This is a genomic window from Intestinibacter sp. (assembly GCF_051866655.1).
GTDB lineage: Bacteria > Bacillota > Clostridia > Peptostreptococcales > Peptostreptococcaceae > Intestinibacter.
In genome coordinates, this window is the sequence record NZ_JBJDXL010000325.1 from 1 (window position 1) to 16095 (window position 16095).

Annotated in this window: 17 protein-coding genes; all 17 read left to right on the forward strand. The window is 29.3% G+C overall.

All coding sequences use genetic code 11. The features are described from left to right. Positions 1 to 204 precede the first annotated feature (204 nt). The 17 genes from ACI3VO_RS09615 to ACI3VO_RS09695 all read left to right on the forward strand — a co-directional run bounded on the left by ACI3VO_RS09615 (position 205) and on the right by ACI3VO_RS09695 (position 16052). Positions 205 to 531 (forward strand): hypothetical protein, encoded by a 327-nt coding sequence (locus tag ACI3VO_RS09615; RefSeq protein ID WP_439757710.1) that lies wholly within the window; start codon positions 205 to 207, stop codon positions 529 to 531. 610 nt (positions 532 to 1141) lie between these two features. Continuing rightward, positions 1142 to 2365 carry a reverse transcriptase domain-containing protein gene (locus ACI3VO_RS09620; RefSeq protein ID WP_439757711.1) on the forward strand — a complete coding sequence of 408 codons (1224 nt, stop codon included), beginning with the start codon at positions 1142 to 1144 and terminating at the stop codon, positions 2363 to 2365. Then, on the forward strand, positions 2349 to 3029 hold the full coding sequence (locus tag ACI3VO_RS09625) for a hypothetical protein (RefSeq protein ID WP_439757712.1): 681 nt from the start codon (positions 2349 to 2351) through the stop codon (positions 3027 to 3029). The genes ACI3VO_RS09620 and ACI3VO_RS09625 overlap by 17 nt, the downstream gene beginning before the upstream one ends. After that, on the forward strand, positions 3029 to 3520 hold the full coding sequence (locus tag ACI3VO_RS09630; protein ID WP_439757713.1) for a hypothetical protein: 492 nt from the start codon (positions 3029 to 3031) through the stop codon (positions 3518 to 3520). Before ACI3VO_RS09625 ends, ACI3VO_RS09630 begins: the two co-directional genes overlap by 1 nt. Positions 3521 to 4258: 738 nt before the next feature. Further along, a complete protein-coding gene (locus ACI3VO_RS09635) occupies positions 4259 to 4972 on the forward strand; it encodes a hypothetical protein (protein WP_439757714.1) in 714 nt (237 codons plus the stop codon). Positions 4973 to 4978: 6 nt separating this feature from the next. Continuing rightward, entirely contained in the window at positions 4979 to 5431 is a 453-nt protein-coding gene (locus ACI3VO_RS09640) for a hypothetical protein (RefSeq protein ID WP_439757715.1), read from the forward strand. 11 nt (positions 5432 to 5442) lie between these two features. Beyond that, a complete protein-coding gene (locus tag ACI3VO_RS09645; protein WP_439757716.1) occupies positions 5443 to 5865 on the forward strand; it encodes a hypothetical protein in 423 nt (140 codons plus the stop codon). A gap of 6 nt (positions 5866 to 5871) precedes the next feature. Then, on the forward strand, positions 5872 to 6192 hold the full coding sequence (locus tag ACI3VO_RS09650) for a hypothetical protein (RefSeq protein WP_439757717.1): 321 nt from the start codon (positions 5872 to 5874) through the stop codon (positions 6190 to 6192). A 75-nt stretch (positions 6193 to 6267) separates the two neighbouring features. After that, positions 6268 to 6702: a DUF5675 family protein gene (locus tag ACI3VO_RS09655; protein ID WP_439757718.1), complete on the forward strand. Its 435-nt coding sequence runs from the start codon at positions 6268 to 6270 to the stop codon at positions 6700 to 6702. A gap of 1 nt (position 6703) precedes the next feature. Further along, positions 6704 to 10018: a hypothetical protein gene (locus ACI3VO_RS09660; RefSeq protein WP_439757719.1), complete on the forward strand. Its 3315-nt coding sequence runs from the start codon at positions 6704 to 6706 to the stop codon at positions 10016 to 10018. A gap of 131 nt (positions 10019 to 10149) precedes the next feature. Further along, on the forward strand, positions 10150 to 11253 hold the full coding sequence (locus tag ACI3VO_RS09665) for a hypothetical protein (RefSeq protein WP_439757720.1): 1104 nt from the start codon (positions 10150 to 10152) through the stop codon (positions 11251 to 11253). A 397-nt stretch (positions 11254 to 11650) separates the two neighbouring features. Then, entirely contained in the window at positions 11651 to 12100 is a 450-nt protein-coding gene (locus ACI3VO_RS09670; protein ID WP_439757721.1) for a hypothetical protein, read from the forward strand. 146 nt (positions 12101 to 12246) lie between these two features. After that, complete coding sequence (locus ACI3VO_RS09675) at positions 12247 to 13320, forward strand: NUMOD1 domain-containing DNA-binding protein (protein ID WP_439757722.1); 1074 nt, start codon at positions 12247 to 12249, stop codon at positions 13318 to 13320. A gap of 79 nt (positions 13321 to 13399) precedes the next feature. Further along, positions 13400 to 13738: a hypothetical protein gene (locus ACI3VO_RS09680; protein ID WP_439757723.1), complete on the forward strand. Its 339-nt coding sequence runs from the start codon at positions 13400 to 13402 to the stop codon at positions 13736 to 13738. A gap of 542 nt (positions 13739 to 14280) precedes the next feature. Continuing rightward, complete coding sequence (locus tag ACI3VO_RS09685) at positions 14281 to 15195, forward strand: NUMOD1 domain-containing DNA-binding protein (protein WP_439757724.1); 915 nt, start codon at positions 14281 to 14283, stop codon at positions 15193 to 15195. Between the two features lie 64 nt (positions 15196 to 15259). Then, positions 15260 to 15511 carry a hypothetical protein gene (locus ACI3VO_RS09690; protein WP_439757725.1) on the forward strand — a complete coding sequence of 84 codons (252 nt, stop codon included), beginning with the start codon at positions 15260 to 15262 and terminating at the stop codon, positions 15509 to 15511. Positions 15512 to 15728: 217 nt separating this feature from the next. Further along, positions 15729 to 16052, forward strand: a complete 324-nt coding sequence (locus ACI3VO_RS09695) for a hypothetical protein (protein ID WP_439757726.1) — start codon at positions 15729 to 15731, stop codon at positions 16050 to 16052. Positions 16053 to 16095: the final 43 nt, after the last annotated feature.

The window sequence follows — 16095 nt, forward strand, 5'->3', positions numbered from 1 at the left end:
TATGTTAACAGGTTATCATTGGGCATCTACGCAGTACTCGTCGGACGGTGCGTGGTTACTGCGTTGGGACGATGGTTACGTCAGCTACAACTTTAAGGCCAACGACAGAGGTTACGCTCGTGCTTTTTATCCATTACCATAAAAAATAAACCTAAGTATATACAAAGATAAATAGAATAATAATATAAAAAATGATTATGAAATATGGTGGACGATTTATTAATATTTAGACATATAGTCGATCTTACAATAAAACTAACTGATATACTAGAGACCTTTCCAAGAAAATATAAATTTACATTAGGAGATAGATTAATGGATTTTGCTTTAACTCTTGAAGCTGATGCAGCTTTCATGAAACGATATAGTGTAGATAAAACAAAATATGGAAAGTGTGCAAATAAATTCGCATATGATTACTACTTATTTAAATCAGTATTTAGAATAGTAGTAGAGAAAAAATTAGTAGAACTTAAACGAATAACAGAAATTGTAGTTCTCATGGAAAAATTGAGGAAATTTCTGGAATAAATTTAGATTTTGTAGAAATATTATAATTGAAATTAGAATTATTATAGTTAGAATATAATATATAGTAAGTCAGAGCTAAAGATAGCTATATGCTACTTTGGGAGAGCTTACACTTTTTGAAGTAGTTAAGTAGAAAAGGCTCAGGTACTAAACCTTTATTGAAAAATAGAATTAGTTAAGGCTAAGATAATCCTGAGAATCGTGTTTTTGTTGCGCTGTGCTGTGCCGCGAGCGCAGAACTCGTCGAACAATGCGTGGAAACTGAATTGGAACAATGGTTTAAAAGCCCTATAATTTAGAAATAAATTATTAGAACTGGGAGAATTGCTGGAAACTCCTATAAAGGATGATCAGCAGCCAAGTTAAAATCTAAATGATTTTAAAAGGTTCAACGACTAACTCTTGAAACTCATAATTGAGAATATAATAGAGACACGAGTACCCAGCATCTTTAAAAGATGATGATATAGTCTGAGCATATAGGTAACTATATGAAATAAAGTATAATTTACTTTATGGTAACACTACTGAACGTCAACAACAACAATAAGAACAACGACAACAATTACGCTCGTGCTTTTTAGAATTTCTACTAAACAAATATATTATTATGATAGAAATACCATATGAAGAAGTACTTGAAGCTTATTTCGAGTGCAGAAAGAATAAAAGAAATACTTATGACGCTTTAAAGTTTGAGATAAACTATGAAATTGAATGTCTTAAACTTTGCAATGAAATAAATTCTAGAACTTATGAAATAAGCAAAAGTATTGCATTTCTAGTACAGAGACCTAAATTAAGAGAAGTTTTTGCAGCGTGTTTTAGAGATAGAATCGTCCACCATCTCATAGTCAGAAGATTAGAGCCTCTTTTTGAGGAAGAATTTATACAAGATAGTTATAATTGTAGAAAAGGAAAAGGAACTCTACAAGGAATAAAAAGATTACAAAAGAAGGTTAAGGATTTTACAGAGAATTATACTAAGCCTTGTTATATAGCTAAATTTGACTTACAAGGATTTTTTATGTCAATCCATAAACCTACTTTATGGAATATGTTAGAAGAGTTTATACATAAAGAATATACAGGAGATGATATAGATACTCTATTGTATTTAACTAAAAAAGTAGTCTTGCATAGTCCAGAACTTTGTTGTGTAAAGAAGAGTTCTCCAAAATTATGGAAGAATCTACCTAAAAATAAATCATTGTTCACAGTAGGTAAAGATTATGGCTTACCAATTGGAAATTTAACCAGCCAGATGTTTGCAAACTTTTATTTAAATGAATTTGATCATATAATGATGAAAAAGTTTAAAGGCTTCTATGGTAGATATGTTGACGATTTTCATGTAGAGGTAAGTGATAAGAAAGATATTTTAAGTTGCCTAGTAGGTATGAGAAAATGGCTTAAAGATACACTGCAAGTAAATTTACATAAAGATAAATTTTATTTGCAATACTACACAAAAGGTTGTAAATTTACAGGTGCAGTCGTAAAAGGAAATATAATGTATATAGCTAATAGCACTGTCTCAAATTTTATAAAAGCTATTCACAGATTTAATAAACTAGCAGAAGAAGATCCTAATTACGTTGTAAACAACGTAGATAAATTTTTAGCTACTGTTAATAGCTATTTAGGATTTATGAGACCATATAATAGTTATGCACTAAGAAGAAAGTTGGTAAAATTAATATCTCCACTTTGGTGGAAAGTATTTTATATAAGAGGTCATTTTGAGGTAGCTGCTTGCAAAAAAGAATATAATAAATTAAAACAACTTAAAAAGAAACTTATAAATAATACTTACTATGATAAGAATAACTGATTATAAAGAAAAATACATACAGTTAGAAAAAGAGAATGATGATGTATATTTAATTAGATGGGATTATGAAGATGATAAAGAGATAAATCCTGAGACTGGAGAAGAATCTGAATCTCCATTAGGTACATGGACTTATGAAAGACTTTATTATACCCCATCTATAGATGTTATTCAAAATATGATCTTATCATACATGAATAACCAAATTGATAATGAAATATTATATGACTTTGTGTGGAATGATCATCATGTATGGTTATCTACAGAAAATCAATTTAATTATAAAACAGCTTATGATTTAGCAGTTCAAACAAATGGAGCTTCTCTTCCAGTAACATTTAAATTTGGAACTTCTGCTAATCCTACCTATCATAAGTTTGAAACCTTAGAAGATCTATCTGATTTCTATTTAAAAGCTACCAAATTTGTTTTAGATACTCTTCAAAAAGGGTGGGATAGAAAAGATAGTATTGACTGGAGTAAGTATTCTATAAACAAAGGTACTAAGGATGATCCTATTGTATATGTTTCTGGGATGACCTTGGAACTAGGAAAATATTATATAGAAGATGGAATTACATATATGTGTCATAAGGACTCTAATACTTTAATAAAAGGTAAATTAAAAGATTATGTAGATACTTATGTAACCATTAATAATTAATGTATACTTTTTTTATTATTTTTATATACTTAATAGTACTAATAATAAAAGAAAAGAAAATACCTCATTCTATATCAGAAACTAGATATTACTTAGATAATCCAATATGGTTTACAGTAATTATGGTATTTATATCATATAGCTTACTACCTCTAATAGTATCAGTAACTCCAAATAATTATCAAATATTTGCATTTTTATCAATGGTTGGTATTTCATTTGTTGGAGTTGCAGATGATTTTAGGAAAGATGAATCTGTAGATATGGTACATACTATATTTGCTATTATTAGTTTTATCTGTTCTCAGATATGGATTGGATTACTTATTCCTAAATTATTATTAATTTGGATTCCATTATTAATCTATTTAATAGTAAAGTTTATTAAGTATAGAAGTATAAATAAAATATTCAAATATACTAGTATAAAATTCTGGGCAGAGCTAATAGCTATTATGAGCATCTATTTAGCTCTGCTCTTTTTATTATAATTTATATACTAATTGTAAATTGATATTTAAAATATCATCTTTATTATTGCCAGATATAAAATTTTAAAGATTTTTTACAAAAATTTGACAATGCTAAAAAATCTTATTATCTTTGCATTATGAAAAGATGAAATAGTAAACAAGATTTATCACGGCAAATTTTTTAGTTTTCTGTGCACGGAAACTATTTTATTAATTATTTAAATTTAAATTATTATTATGGCTAAATAATGGTCATGTAAAATCGGATGAATTGCTGGAAAGTCCAGAAGTGGATAATCAGCAGCCAAATTCTTGAACTGCATAAAAGTAAAGAAGAGGTTCAACGACTAATGATTGAGAAGCAGAATCAATAATATCAACACGAGTGTCCGAGTTAGAAGATATAGTCTGAACTGCATATAACTTTAAAAAAGAAAGTGCAGAGTTGTATATTAAATATATACAAGATAACAAAATTGGAATTTATTACACACGAAGAAGCTCACGATAGCTTCGGAAGTAAAGGGAAGACAAATGCTGCATTAGCCTTGGGTATATAAAAATGCTCCTTTATACAGTAATGTATATCGAATAATTCCTCTAATTGCTGGGAAATCCTAATAGGACTATCAGCAGCTAAGACTTTTAAAAGTAAAGTTCAACGACTAGCGAAAGCGTAGGGTAACACCGAAATGGGGAAATTCCTTAATGGAATAAGATATAGTCTAATCTATATGGTAACATATAGCTAATATAATGATTATAGGTACTAGCTTAGCAGCATTAAGCAATAACGGAGGTTGTTGCAATAATGGCGGTATTTTAGGTAACTTGTTTGGTAATAACAATGGAAATTGTTTAGCTGAAAGAGCTATGCAAATGGCTATGTTACAAGGACAAGCTGCTGATAACTTGGCATGGAATAATAGAGTACAATCCCTGCAAGACGACATTAATATGTATTCCTATATAGATGGTCGTTTAAAAGAATTGTCAGATCAAAATTACAACGGAAGAATCACAGATTTGAATGAAAAATCTAGTATGTATATTGACTTAATTACTAGAGATAATGCTCAGAACTTAACTATTTGTGATAAATTTACTAATGCAAGAGAAAAAGATATTACCGAAAAAGCTAATATGTATCAAGCATTAGCAAATAGAATCAATGAGTTAGAAAAGAGAGAAGCTGCTACTAATGCTGCCATTCCTTTAATGTTTGAGCTTACTCAAGTAAAAGCTAATAAATATACAGATGACTGCTGCTGCAAAGCAGAGAAAGCTAATTTAATAGCTGACGCTGCATTACAAAGACAAATAGATCACAAGATAGATGGAGAATTGAAGTATGCTTATAGTAACTTATGTGCTCCTGTACCAAATATCTCTCCTTTGTATTGTACGCCTTTCACTACTTATGGTAGCGGAACTACTTGGTCTGGTTGCTGTGGATCACAAAATTTATAGTTAATTATGACTTGTAGTTGTGTTAATAAGAGACGCTCAACTCCCGGATATACTTTAATAGAAAATAGTACTGCTCAAACATGGGCTGCTACTGGAGGATTATTACAGCCTGGATTTATCTTAGAACATTCTAGTGCTAATAATATTTCTATTTCTGGAACATCATTATTAGTAGAAAATACTGGAACTTATTATATAGATGTTAGAGTTACAGGATTACCTGCAACAGCATCTACTACAGTAACTCCAACTATTAATATAAATGGTATTCCAGTAACTAGTAATCCTAGAATTGGAGGAGCTACTCCTATAAATGAAGAATTTACAGTAAGAACTATAGAGTTCTTAAAAAGTGGAGATATAATTACTATATCTAATACTGGAGAATCTGCACTATCTATTACTGGAGTTACTTCTCCTGCATATAATGTTAGTATAGTTATACAGAGATTTAATTAAACCTTAACAAAATGTTTGAAAATCCATTTGGAACTAATCTTCAAGATTTACAACAGAATTACTATCAGCAATTAGCTGCTATGCAACAAATGCAAAAAGGAAGTTCTATCTTAGAAGATATTAATAAAGTTGTAGCTGGAATGAGTACTGATGAGCAAAGGATGATGTCAGAATCTCCTGATTATAAAATGGCTAAACAGACTTATGAAGCTGGATTCATGGGATTTCTAGGACAAAAATTCTCTCAGGAATATGTAAATACACCAGAAGGCAAAACTTCTGCTGTAAACTTATTAAATGCTATAAAGAGAATTAAAGATAAAGTGAGTGAAGATTTAAAGGCCAAACAAAAGAAGGTTGATGAACTTATTCACTTATTAGAAAATGACCCAGAATTAAAAAAGAGATATGAAGAATTATCAATCGGCAAATAAATTATCATGGTGAGTGACAAAGAATTACTAATTCAAGTAGTAGAGAAGTATATTAAAGGAATTGCTTCTAACTTCTTTGGATTATCTACGCTTCCTACTCAAACAGTTATAACTTATATAGTTCGAAATTGGGTGGACAAGCATAATGGAATCATAGATTTACTTGTAGATAAAGATGGAAATATTAATACATCTTTAATAGCAGATGCTTTAAAATCTGAATTAAAAGCAAGAGGAGGATTTACTATAGGATCAGTTAGATTCAATGATTCAGATGTTGATGAATTAATGTCTGCTTATAATCAAGAAAAGCAGAAAAATAAATAAAAATGATACCACTGGCATATCTGTGTCAGTGGTATTGTTGTTTTATAAGGTTTAATTAACTTAAATTAACTTAATATGGAACTATTACTAAAAAGAATATATAAAGGAGACAAATATACAATAGGTAATTTCTACATAAATGGAGAGTGGTTTTGTAATACCATAGAAGATAAAGTAAGAAGCCTTCCTAAAGATTGTCCTTATACTCCTAAAGGAATAAATTGTAAATGTAAAGAGAAAATATATGGAGAAACTGCTATTCCTGCTGGAACCTATAAAGTAGTATTATCTTATTCTAACAAATTTAAAAGAATATTACCAGAAATATTAAATGTTCCTCACTTCCTAGGAATTAGAATACATAAAGGGAACACGGAGCAGGATTCTGCTGGGTGTATAATTTTAGGAGAGAATAAAGTAAAAGGAAAAGTAATTAATTCTATTCCATATGAAATTAAGTTAGTAAAATTACTAGAAAATCAAGAAAATATAACTATAACTATTATATAATATGGCTACTGAGTTATCTAGAAGTGCTAGAGCATTAGGGAGAGACATGACTTTCTTTGGAACTAAAGAGCAGGATCTAGTATTACAAACTAAAGGAAAAATAAAGATAAACTTCGGAGATAAGTTTACAGACTTATTTACTGGAGGAAAATTTAATGTAGGAAATAGAGATATAATTAACACAATAAAAGGAAAACCTTCTACTAAGGATGAAGATGGATTTTACTTTGATGAAGATTCTGGTACGCTATATTTAAAAATAGGAGATAATATTTATGAAATATTTAGTAATGCTAAAGAAGTAGGAGGATATATAGTATATAATGATATTCAAAACTTAACTGCTGAGGAACAATTTCAAGCTCAGAATAATATTGGATTATCATTTAATACTAAAGAAGATGCTCTAAAAGCTGAGGCTAGTGGACTAGTATATATAGCATTAGAAAACAAAGCTTATATTCTTAAAGATGGAATATTTTATCCTATAACAGGTAAAGAAGAATCTAGTAAATCAAATTATTTTAATAAACAAGTAACTATAGATTTAGGAGATTCAGAATCATTAGCATTATTAATAGAAGGATTAAAAAATTATATAAGAGTAGGAACAGAAGATAATCATACAGATATATACCAAGATCAAAATGGAGGAGTAATAGATTCTAATAAGCCATTAACTATAAAGGTAGATGGAAGGGAACAAATTATAGTAAAATCTGGAGAAGTAGATTTTGCATCTATTATTAATGCTTTAAAAGGAATAGTTACTGATGAAATATATTCTTCTAACTTTATAGAAGGTTCTTCTGGATGGGGAATATGGATTGATAAAGTAACTGGAGAATCTTATCTGCAAGTAGATCATATCTCAGCAGAAGTAGAAGTAGCTTCTGTTTATTTAAGATACCAAGATGCTGTAGAATTAGTAAATTCAGGAAAAGTATTATTTGGAACTACATATATAGTTATAGATTACCAAAATGAATGGGAAATAACTACAGTAGATGAAGAAATAGGAGTAAATATTATTTATTCTAGTGCTTGGAGTTCAGAAGTAGATTCTATAGATCCAAGTGCTTATGATGAACCATCTAATGAGCCAAAATTTGGTGTAGATAGAAATGTTAGACCTATTATATTAAAAGGGAAAAATAGCCATCAATTTGAAGATATTATTTCTTATTATTATGAGGAAGACAATAAAGATATAATTCAAATAAAATATGATATAAGATCTCAAAATTATGATAAAAATAAATGGCCTACTGAAGATCAATATACTAAATTAGATTTGGAAAATAAAGGAAGAATTTATTATGTAAAAGATATATGGAATAATGAAGCTCCATTAGACTTTAAAAAGTATACAAAAGGTGGCAAATATGTATTAAATTCTCCAGATAATGAAGATTTATCAAGTTTAAATACTAATGAAAACATAGTATGTGCTAATAATATATTTTGGGATTTAAATACTAAAAATGTAGAAGAATTAAATCCTATAATAGTTACAGGTAAGAAAATAAATAATAATGAATTTAGAGGGCAGTTCGAAAATTCAAACATCGGAAGTCCTGAAAGTGAAATAGAGAATAATTCATTTAGTGGAACTTTTATTAATACTGATATTGTTGGAATATTTAATAGGAATGATTTTAGAGGTAATGTAAATAATTGTAAATTTGAATATAAAGAAGATGGAGAATTAAGATCTATTTATGATGATGAAGCTGACGATAATGTAGACAATCCAGATACTGATCAAGATAATGGAGGAACTGGAAATGAAGGTGGCTCTGGAGAAACTCCCACAGATCCAGATTCGGGAAATAAAAATCCCGATAATACAACAAATCCAGATAATAATGAAACTACAAATCCTGATGAAACAACTAATCCAAATGATAAAACTACTTTAATAAGAGTTATAGGAAACGTCTGGAATAGAGATATAGAAGAATGTACATTTAATAGACACGTAGAAAATAATACATTTAACTCTACTCTAACTAAATGTAAGTTCGCTGAAATAATTAGTAATCAGTTAATGGGAAGTATAGAAGAATGTACATTTAGAGATAAAATAGAAAATAATCAAATAAATGGAAACTTAACTAAATGTACATTTAAAGGTAAAACTTATTCTAATATCTTTAGTAGCTCTATAATTGATAATTGTACATGGGAAAGAGACTTCTTCGGAAATCAAATTTCTGCTGATATTTGGCAAGATAATACTTTTAAAGATACATTAAAGTATAATATATTCCAAGCTGATGTTATTAAATTTATATGTGAAGGATTAGTAAATAACAATCAATTTATTGGAAGAATTAATAATGTACAGTTATTAAAGGATGATAATCCTACTTATGGAATTAATAATAATATAATTGATGGTACTTTTATAAATTCTATAATTAAAGTAGACTTTAGTCATAATACTATAGTTGGGCCAATTAATGAATTAAATATTAATAAAGGAGATCCTGGATTAGATGGATTTTGTATGTTTAACTGGAATACAATAACAGCTAAATCATTTAATACTAATACTATAAATCACGATTTCAGACAGAATCATTTAAAAATAGATGTTTTTGGAACAAATACTTTTAACGGCATCTTTAGCTATAATAATTTTGAGTATCAAAATTTACATGAATCATCCTTATCAAAAATAACTTATTGTACAGGATCTGGAGATGCATTTAGAGGAGAATATACTACAGATTTCCAAAATTGTGAATTTACTAATTTCACTAATAATACAATGAGAGATACTGTAAAGTATGCTAAATTCAGAGGTAATTTTGTTAATACTAATTTTACATTAGATAGTATATTGAATATTGATTTATTATATGATACTAATCATCAAGTAAATGTATTTAATCATAAAGGAAAAGTAGAAGTACATTGTTCATGCTGTGAAGCTCCATTACGAGGAGAAATAAAAATGTATAATGGATTATTAAATAATATTCCAGAAGGATGGCATATATGTGATGGCACTGAAGGAACTCCGAATCTTACTGATAGATTTATAGTAGCAGGAACTTCTATTGGACCAACAGATGTTAGACCATTAAATGAATTAAAGAATGGAATCTTAATAGAAACAAGTAATTTACCTACAGATACATTTACTACTGATTCTTCTTCTGGAGGTTCTGGAGGAAGTGCAGCTAGTGGTGACTCTTCAGGTAGTTCAGGAGAACATACTCATACATTTAAATTAAATAGTGGAAGTCAGGAAAGATTAAAAACTATTCCCGATTATTATACTTTAATATTCATAATGAAGTTATAATAAATATAAAGTTAGTATTAATCTATTAAAGTTATGATAATTTTTCTATATTATTTCAACAATGTATGATAATTGCTTGTTGTAGAGATTTAAATTAATTATATTTGCAAATAATTTCAAAAAGGAATAATATGACTGATGATTTAAACAATTTAGACTTCGAGGACGATGATGATGTAGTCATGGATAAAACCTATACATCAGATGATAATTTCGATCCCGATAATTACACTAAGCCCTATATGGGGGCTAATGGTGAACCTGAGCCAGATATTCAAACTAATGAATCTGAGCCAGAAGATGAAGATGATTTAATTACAGCTTTCCTTAAATCTAAAGGAATTAAAGATACAACATCTATTAAGATGGAATCAGAAGATGGTTCTATAGAAGAGAAGGATTTTAATTCTTTGTCTAGAGAAGAACAATTAAGTATTTTATCATCCACTGATGCTCAACCTAATGAGCCTAATTTATATGATGATGAGATTGATTTCTTAAATGAAGTTAGATCTAATAATCTCTCTGTAAATGATTATGTTGAGTGGATAAAAAGACAAGCTGTAGAAGACTACATAAATTCTACTGCTAATGAGAGCACAGAGATAGATTCTCTATCTGATGAAGAGTTGTTTCTCTTAGATTTGAAAGATACTTCTCCAGATTTGACTGATGAAGAGTGTATAGCTGCCTTGGAGCATGAAAAGGGTAATCAAATTTTATGGGAGAAAAGAATGCAAGGATTGAGAAATTCTTATAGAGCTAAAGAGACAGCTAAACGAAATGAGGAGGAGATTCTCCGTCAAGAAGAAGAGCAGAGACAAGTAGTAGAGTTTCAAGATGCTATACAGAATGCAGTAGATAAAGTAGATTCAATAGGAGAGTTCGATCTAGATGATAATGATAAAGAAGAAATAGCTGAATTTATATTAGGAGTAGACAAAACCGGAACTCGTTATTTTGCTAGAGCATTAAATGATCCAGAGACATTAACAAGAATGGCATGGTTTGCTCTTAATGGAGAAGAAGCATTGGAAACTTTATCCAGATATTATAAAGAACAAATAGAGGCTTATTCTAAAGCTAACTATAAGAAAGGTTTTGATGATGCTTTAAATGGAAAGCAGCCAGAAAAACCAGTTACTCAAAAAACAACAGTTCGTAAACAAGAATCTAAACAGACATCTGGTGGTTATAAACCAATATCATCACCAAATTTTATTGATTTAGATTAATTTAAACAATGTAATAATATGATAGTAGCAAATTTTGTAACTAAGCGTCCCGAAATGAGTTCTACCAGAACTTATGAGGACTTCTATAAATTTTTGGGTGTCTAGTGCCCTAATATATAGTAATATATATTGTATAACCGCAAGAATTGCTGGAAGCCTTCGCTACTAGAGGTAATCAGCAGCCAAGGTATCTAAATTGGATTTAATTGTAAGATACAAGGTTCAACGACTAATGATTGAGGATTCCATACCAATAATATTGACACGAGCCTGCGGAGTCCTTGTATAAGGACTAAGATATAGTCTAAACTTACATGATAGTAAAATGTAAGACAAGATAATTAAAAAACTTGTAAAATCTAGGACTAGACCTACTAGATTGGGTGTAGTATCAAGAATGTATCCTGAATTAACAGCTACATTCTTAACAGAATCTTTAAGAAATATCTTTTATATGGATAACAAGCAGCAGAAGTATCGTTCTATTGATAGTCTTTACTTTGATTTCGATATTGAAGTAAACTTCATTAAGAGAATTGAGTTTGCTGCAGTTCCTACTGATACGGGAGAGAATGGATCAGAAATCGTTATGTATTTCAAAGAGAGATACTATGAGAAATACGATATTTTCAAGATTGATAAGACTAGACAGCAATGTATGGTGGTTGAGAGACCAGTAAGAAAGTCTGACGATCTTTGGGAGTATGTTGTACGATTAATTGATAATGATTATTCATCTTTACTTGATGTTTCAGGCTGTCAAGTTGGAGATACTACCCGTTTTCAGTCAAATGCCATTGAGAATTTTATCATGCAAATTCTGAGTGTGGCACTATTAGGTGACTAATAGTACAAAAATATCTTAATTGCTGGAAACTCTTAATATAAGACAATCAGCAGCAAAGATACTTTTTAATTTAGAAATTAAAGGAGAAATCCCAATAATTAAATAAATTGTATAATGTTCAACGACTATCCGAAAGGAGTAAATTTATGAAATATATTGTATATAAGACAACTAATAAAATTAATAACTATATTTATATAGGAGTACATAAAACAGCTAATCCAGATATATTTGATCTATATTTAGCAAATGGAATTTATATTAATAAACCAGAAACTTATGAAAAAGCCAAAACTAAAATGCAGCAAGCAGTTAAGGAATTTGGAGTTAAAAATTTTATAAGGGAAACACTAGCTGTATTTGATAACGCAGAGGATGCTTCTTCTTTAGAAGCTGAATTAGTAAATGAGGATTTCTTAGCAAGAAATGATGTATATAATATGGTATTAGGAGGTTATAGTGATAATTTATCTGGAATTAAAGTATTTCAATACGATAATAATGGAAATTTTATTAGAGAGTATCCTAATTATGAAACAGCAGCTCATGAATTAGGAGTACAAGGATCCTCTATTAGAAGAGCAGTAGTGTATAAATATAGAGTTAATGGCTTTTATTTTAATACTGATAAAGTAGATAAGATAGATATAACTTTATATAATACAAATTTAAAGGTAAAAGTTTTTAGATATTTAAAAACAGGAGAATTTGACAGAGAATTTGAATCTTATAATGATGCTGCAAGAAACAGCAATAGTTCTCCCTCTAATATACGATCTGCTACTTTAACTGGATATTGTGTAAAGAATAACTACTACTTTTCTTTTATAAAAGAAAAAACTTATGATAAAGCAAGGTCTCTGCAGATAAAGACTAGAGAGGTACATAAGTACGATTCTAATGGAAATTATATAGAATCTTATGAAACTCAGGAATTAGCAGAAAAAGAAAATCCTTATAGTAATATTACTAAATCTATAAAATTAAAATCATTAGATTCTAATGGATTTATGTGGTCACTAGAAAAACTTAATAATTATAATAAACCAAAAAGACAAGGAAGAAAAAAAGTGGCTATGCTAGATAATGAAGGTAATATTATTAAAATATGGGAATCTGCTAGACAATGTGCTAAAGAAGTAGGTAGTTCTGTTCAGAATGTATTAAGCGGGAAATATGAAAAGCATAAAGGAAATATATACAAATATATTGAAGATTGAAACGGATATTTTCTTTTATATAGGAAAGAAAGTTATATAGTCTAATCTTTATGGTAACATAAAGGCCAAAAGGCCAGAGATGCATGAAGAAGGATATATAAAATATCAGTCTAATATTGAAAAACATCGTGGATATATTACTACACATCGTGTCGATGTATCATATTCTGCTTTGTTTGCAGCTATGGAAGACCAATTTATCAGTATCGCAGAAGGTAAGGATAATGGTCATTTAAAAGAAACACTTTATAAGATGAACAAGAAAGAGAAAGACTTGTTAAATAGCTTCTTAGAGGTTAGAAATAATGGACTTCTCTTTAATAAGACTAATGTAGACAAGAATGGGAAGGCTACAATCGTTGATCCTGACACTGGAAGGCCAGTCTACATAGGGGACGGTAAGAATTATGCCGCTTAATTTAGTAATAAATTAATGATAAGCTCCTTAATTCGGTGAACGCTGAAATGCCAATGCCGAGCCAAATCTAAAGTAAAATTTAGATAGTGTGTAACGACTAGATTATTTATAATCCACGAACAGGAGCCGTCCATTTAAATGGATGAAGATATAGTCTGAACATATACGAATATGAAGTATATGAGGTAAAGGGTAAACTCCTTTACGATAACAAAATGGTAATTCCTCAAGTAGAACGATTTGCATCCAAGTATGCATTCAATAATTTTACTATTCAGGTATTTCAAGCAGCAATGTCTGCTATGGCGGAGAAGGCAGAGCAGCCTACTGGGAATCATTGGATTTTCATCTAGATTTATGGATGCTTCACTGGTGACAGTGATGAAACTAAAATTCAAATTGCTGGAAAATCCTTAGAGCTTATACACTACAACATAATTAGAGATAATATATGTGATAGTTTGAAAAGTATAAGATTGGATAATCAGCAGCAAAGGTCTCCGAAAGGGAGAAATGTTCAACGACTAAAAGTTTTTTATCTTATGAATTATATAGTATATAAAACAACTAATAAAATTAACGGAAAAATTTATATTGGAGTACATCAAACTAAAGATCCTAATGTATTCGACTCATATTTAGGGATGGGTGTTTCAAAGAAGGATAGAAAGAAAAATAGAAGAGGTTTTCCACAAGCAGTAGCTAAATATGGTTATGAAAACTTTGAAAGAGAAACATTAGCTGTATTTCCCTTTACAAAAGAGGGTAAAGAAGCAGCATTTGCTATGGAAGCTGAACTAGTTAATGAAGATTTTGTAAAAGACCCTAATACATATAATTTAGCATTAGGAGGAAGATTTACAGCATACGAAAATCAAAAGAAAAAAATAGCTCAATATAGTATAGAAGGAAAATTTATAAGAGTATGGGATTCTATAGTAGAAGCTGAAACTGAATTAAATTTAAATTCTATATCTAATTGTATTCTAGGAGTTACTAGATATGCAGGAGATTATCAATGGAGATACTATACTGGGAATAAGGATGATATAGAAGCTACAGAAACTAAAGAGAAAGCAGTATATCAGTTTGATTTACAAGGCAACTTATTAAAAACTTGGAAATCAGCTAGTGAAGCATGTAAAATGTTTCCTAATCCTTATTCTGCCAGAGTGGCTATTAATAATTGTGTTAATAAGAAAACACATCAATCTTTTGGTTACTATTGGTCATATAAAAATAAATTTGAATATCATCCAGTAGGCACTGCTGTAGCAAAGTATTCTGATGATGGGACTTTTATAGAATCATATTCAACTATTAAAGAAGCAGCTACTGCCAATAATATAAATACTCCTACAAATATTTGTCATGCAATTAGTGGTAAACAAAAGAGGTGTGGAGGATTTAGATGGAGATACTTTTATGGAAATAAAGACAATATAAAACCGTTATAAGTAAGATAATGATATAGTCTGATCTTTACAGAAATGTAAAGCTAACACAAATGGTAATGAACGCATGTGGTCATTAGTACAGAATGTACTTGGAGAGTATTTGTCTAGATTTAAACCAAATACTGCTTACATGTATAGCAAAGCTAAGAATGGATACCTTGATGTAGGTGCTACATTCCAATCTTATGAGTTCGGCGGTAACTCTATTATGTTTAAGGTTGATAGAACATTCTCTCGTGAATATGGTATGGAGAAAGGATATGCCTTAATGTTAGATTTAACCGCAGATAAGTCTACAGGTGAACCTGCACTTTAACATTTGGAGCGCAGAGCAATAACTGTATAAACTGATAAATGAAAAATATCTTCTGAATTGCTGGAACTCTTAATAAGACAATCAGCAGCTAAATATTAGAATATGTCGGCAATTATTTGTAACTCTAATAGAAGTTCAGAGACTAGTCGCGAGACGTACATTACATTAAGTAATGGAAGTGGAAGATAACTTAATGAGTAAGTAAAATCAATAAAATATGAAATATATAGTATATTTAACAACTAATTTAGTAAATAATAAAAATGCTATTAATGGTATAGTAAATGTAGTTGCATTAGGTACAAGTTTCTTATGTGGTGCTTTTGTTCCTATGGAATGGTTACCTAATAGTGTTTTAAATATAGCACATATATTACCATCATATTGGTATATAAAAACAAATGAAATATTAAAAAGTATAGAAGTATTTAATTTTGAAACATTAAAACCAATTATTATAAATATGGGAATTGTATTATTATTTTCTATATTGTTTATTGTAATTACAAATATAGTTTCAAAGAAAAAAAGAACAATTTAATAATTATATATAGATTAATGATATGAATTAATTAAGAAGATTA

Excerpts from the sequence above, each read along its gene's own strand:
- ACI3VO_RS09680 (WP_439757723.1), top strand. The coding sequence starts at position 13,400 with ATGCATGAAGAAGGATATATAAAATATCAGTCTAATATTGAAAAACAT.
- ACI3VO_RS09675 (WP_439757722.1), top strand. The coding sequence starts at position 12,247 with ATGAAATATATTGTATATAAGACAACTAATAAAATTAATAACTATATT.
- ACI3VO_RS09615 (WP_439757710.1), top strand. The coding sequence starts at position 205 with ATGGTGGACGATTTATTAATATTTAGACATATAGTCGATCTTACAATA.
- ACI3VO_RS09625 (WP_439757712.1), top strand. The coding sequence starts at position 2,349 with ATGATAAGAATAACTGATTATAAAGAAAAATACATACAGTTAGAAAAA.
- ACI3VO_RS09650 (WP_439757717.1), top strand. The coding sequence starts at position 5,872 with ATGGTGAGTGACAAAGAATTACTAATTCAAGTAGTAGAGAAGTATATT.
- ACI3VO_RS09670 (WP_439757721.1), top strand. The coding sequence starts at position 11,651 with ATGTATCCTGAATTAACAGCTACATTCTTAACAGAATCTTTAAGAAAT.
- ACI3VO_RS09665 (WP_439757720.1), top strand. The coding sequence starts at position 10,150 with ATGACTGATGATTTAAACAATTTAGACTTCGAGGACGATGATGATGTA.
- ACI3VO_RS09640 (WP_439757715.1), top strand. The coding sequence starts at position 4,979 with ATGACTTGTAGTTGTGTTAATAAGAGACGCTCAACTCCCGGATATACT.
- ACI3VO_RS09635 (WP_439757714.1), top strand. The coding sequence starts at position 4,259 with ATGATTATAGGTACTAGCTTAGCAGCATTAAGCAATAACGGAGGTTGT.
- ACI3VO_RS09695 (WP_439757726.1), top strand. The coding sequence starts at position 15,729 with ATGAAATATATAGTATATTTAACAACTAATTTAGTAAATAATAAAAAT.
- ACI3VO_RS09660 (WP_439757719.1), top strand. The coding sequence starts at position 6,704 with ATGGCTACTGAGTTATCTAGAAGTGCTAGAGCATTAGGGAGAGACATG.
- ACI3VO_RS09630 (WP_439757713.1), top strand. The coding sequence starts at position 3,029 with ATGTATACTTTTTTTATTATTTTTATATACTTAATAGTACTAATAATA.
- ACI3VO_RS09655 (WP_439757718.1), top strand. The coding sequence starts at position 6,268 with ATGGAACTATTACTAAAAAGAATATATAAAGGAGACAAATATACAATA.
- ACI3VO_RS09645 (WP_439757716.1), top strand. The coding sequence starts at position 5,443 with ATGTTTGAAAATCCATTTGGAACTAATCTTCAAGATTTACAACAGAAT.
- ACI3VO_RS09690 (WP_439757725.1), top strand. The coding sequence starts at position 15,260 with ATGTGGTCATTAGTACAGAATGTACTTGGAGAGTATTTGTCTAGATTT.
- ACI3VO_RS09685 (WP_439757724.1), top strand. The coding sequence starts at position 14,281 with ATGAATTATATAGTATATAAAACAACTAATAAAATTAACGGAAAAATT.
- ACI3VO_RS09620 (WP_439757711.1), top strand. The coding sequence starts at position 1,142 with ATGATAGAAATACCATATGAAGAAGTACTTGAAGCTTATTTCGAGTGC.